The organism is Streptosporangium sp. NPDC001681 (genome assembly GCF_040298085.1).
Taxonomy (GTDB): Bacteria; Actinomycetota; Actinomycetes; order Streptosporangiales; family Streptosporangiaceae; genus Streptosporangium.
Genome location: NZ_JBEOZN010000279.1, coordinates 1 through 3,325, shown reverse-complemented (window position 1 = coordinate 3,325; position 3,325 = coordinate 1). Strand labels below are relative to the sequence as shown.

Annotated in this window: 1 protein-coding gene; it reads right to left on the bottom strand. The window is 70.5% G+C overall.

All coding sequences use genetic code 11. From position 1 onward, the window contains the following. A partial coding sequence (locus tag ABT130_RS47260) for a type I polyketide synthase (protein WP_350966447.1) occupies positions 1-3,252 on the bottom strand: 3,252 nt, incomplete at its 3' end. Positions 3,253-3,325 lie beyond the last annotated feature (73 nt).

Genomic DNA, 3,325 nt, shown 5'->3' with positions numbered 1-3,325 from the left:
GGCGATCACCACCGAGGCCGGACCGTTCACCGCCGCGACCGACACCTCCTTCTCCCGCCCGACCAGCAGCTCAGCGACCTCCTCTTCAGAAGCCCGCACCGACACCATCGCCCCACCGGCCGGCAGCGCCTGCATCAACCGCGCCCGGCCCGCCACCAGCACACACGCGTCCTGAAGCGACAGCACCCCGGCCACATGCGCCGCGCTGATCTCCCCGATCGAATGACCGGTCAGAACACCCGGCCGCACCCCCCACGAGGACACCAACCGGAACAGCGCCGTCTCCACCGCGAACAACGCAGGCTGCGCCCACCCGGTCCGATCCAGCGCCTCCGCCTCCGCCGTGCCCGGCTCGGCGAACAGCACCTCGCGCAATGATCCCTCCAGCAGCGGGTCCAGCTCCGCGATCACCTCGTCCAGCGCCGTCGCGAACACCGGGAAGCGGTCATACAGCTCCCGGCCCATCCCCGCCCGCTGGCTGCCCTGACCGGTGAACAACACCGCCAGCTGCGGCTCCGCCCCGGCCACCCCGGCCACCACACTCACACCCGGCAGGCCCTCGGCCAGCGCACCCAGCCCGGCCAGCACACCCTCACGGCCCTCGGCCAGCACCACCGCCCGATGCTCGAACACCGACCGCGTCGTCGCCAGCGAGAACGCCACATCGGCCAGATCCAGACCGGACTCGCCGTCCACACGCGAAGCCAGTTGTCCGGCCTGCGCCCGCAACGCCTCCGCCGTACGGCCCGACACCAGCACCGGAACCACACCCGCGGCCGGCATCCGGTCCTGCGAAGCGTCTTCTCCTTCCGGTGCTTCCGGCCCTTGTTCGAGGATCACGTGCGCGTTGGTGCCGCTGATCCCGAACGACGACACACCCGCCCGGCGCGGACGACCGGTCTCCGGCCACTCGACCGGCTCGGTCAGCACTTCCACCGCGCCCGAGGCCCAGTCCACATGCGACGACGGCGCATCCACGTGCAACGTCTTGGGCAGCACCCCATGCCGCATCGCCATGACCATCTTGATCACACCCGCCACGCCCGCCGCCGCCTGGGTGTGACCGATGTTCGACTTGATCGACCCCAGCAACAGCGGCCGGTCCTCGTCCCGGTCCTGGCCATAGGTGGCCAGCAGGGCCTGCGCCTCGATCGGGTCACCCAGCGTCGTGCCGGTGCCGTGCGCCTCGACCGCGTCCACCTCGGTGGGGTTCAAGCCCGCCACGGCCAGCGCCTGACGAATCACCCGCTGCTGCGACGGGCCGTTCGGCGCGGTCAACCCGTTGGACGCACCGTCCTGGTTGACCGCCGACCCTCGCACCACCGCCAGCACCTGATGGCCGTTGCGGCGCGCGTCCGACAGCCGCTCCAGCACCAGCATGCCCACACCCTCGGAATAGCTCGTGCCGTCCGCCGCGTCAGCGAAGGACTTGCACCGGCCGTCACCGGCCAGCCCACCCTGCGCGCTGAAACCGATGAACACCCCCGGGTTGGCCATCACCGTCACACCACCGGCCACCGCCAGCGAACACTCCCCAGACCGCAGCGCCTGCGCCGCCATATGCATCGCCACCAGCGACGACGAACACGCGGTGTCCACCGTCACCGCAGGCCCCTCCAACCCCAGCGCATACGAGACCCGGCCGGTCGCAACGCTGGCCGCCGTACCGGTGCCGATGAAGCCCATCGCCTCCGGCGGGAGATCGACGCTCATCCCGTAGTCGCTATACATCACGCCGACGAACACACCCGTGTGGCTGCCCCGCAAGGAGACCGGATCCATGCCCGCCCGCTCGAAGGCCTCCCAGGACGTCTCCAGCAGCAGCCGCTGCTGCGGATCCATCGCCAAAGCCTCACGCGGCGAGATCCCAAAGAACCCCGGATCGAACTGCGCGGCGCTCTCCAGAAAGCCGCCCTCGTGCACATAGCTGGTGCCCTGGCTCTCCCGATCCGGGCTGTACAACGCCCCCAGATCCCAGCCCCGCGTGGTCGGGAACTCACCGATCCCGTCCCCGCCCTCGGCCACCAACCGCCACAGATCCTCCGGAGAGGCCACCCCACCCGGATAACGACACGCCATGCCCACGATCACGATCGGGTCGTCCGCGACCGGTACCACCGACGTGGGGACGACCACGTCGGCGTCCTCACCGAACAACTCGGCCAGCAGGAACTCCGCCAGCACCACCGGCGTCGGATAGTCGAACACCAGCGTGGACGGCAACCGCAACCCGGTCACACCGTTCAGCCGGTTACGCAACTCCACCGCGGTAAGAGAGTCGAAGCCCAGCTCACGAAACTCCCGCCGCACCTCCACCATCTCCGGCGAGGCATGCCCCAGCACCAAGGCCACCTCGGTACGCACCAGATCCACCAGGACCCCGGTGCGCTCGGCCGCCCCCAGCGGAGCCAGCCGCCCCAGCAACGTCGCCACCATCGAACCGGACGCCGCCGACCGCCGCACTCCCCGCACCAGACCCCGCAACAACGGCGAGACCTCACCCTGCGCGCGCAGCACCGCCAGCTCCAAGCGGAACGGGATCACCACCGGCCGGGCCACCCGCCCGGCGGCGTCGAACAGCGCCAGGCCCTGCTCCACCGACAGCGGCGGCATGCCCATCCGGGTGATCCGCCGCATGTCGGCGTCGCTTAGCGTGCCGGTCAATCCGCTGTCCTGAGCCCAGGCACCCCAGGCCAGCGACAGCGCGGGCAGCCCCTCGGCCCGGCGCCACTGAGCCAGCCCATCCACGAACGCGTTCGCGGCCGCGTAGTTGCCCTGCCCAGCCGAGCCCATGACACCCGACAAGGACGAATACACGACGAACGCCGCCAGATCCAGACCCCGGGTCAGCTCATGCAGATGCCAGGCGGCATCGACCTTGGGCCGCAGCACGGTGTCCAGCCGCTCGGGCGTCAGCGACGGAATCGTCCCGTCGGCCAGCACACCGGCAGTGTGGATCACGGCGGTCAGCGGATGCTCGGCCGGGACCTGCGCCAGCAGGGCCGCCACCGCATCCCGATCCGCCATGTCACAGGCGGCGACCGTGACCTCGACCCCGTGCGCGATCAGCTCCGCCTGCAACTCCACCGCACCAGGAGCATCCAAACCCCGGCGACTGGTCAGCAACAGACGCCGCACACCCCGCTCGGCCACCACATGCCGAGCCAGATGACCACCCAGACCACCGGTACCACCAGTGATCAACACCGTACCGTCCGGATCCCACGGCCGTTCTGCTTCCTGGGCCGGCATCACCCGAGCCAGACGAGGCACCCGTACCGCACCCTCACGGACCGCCGCCTGCGGCTCCCCGGAGGCCAGCACC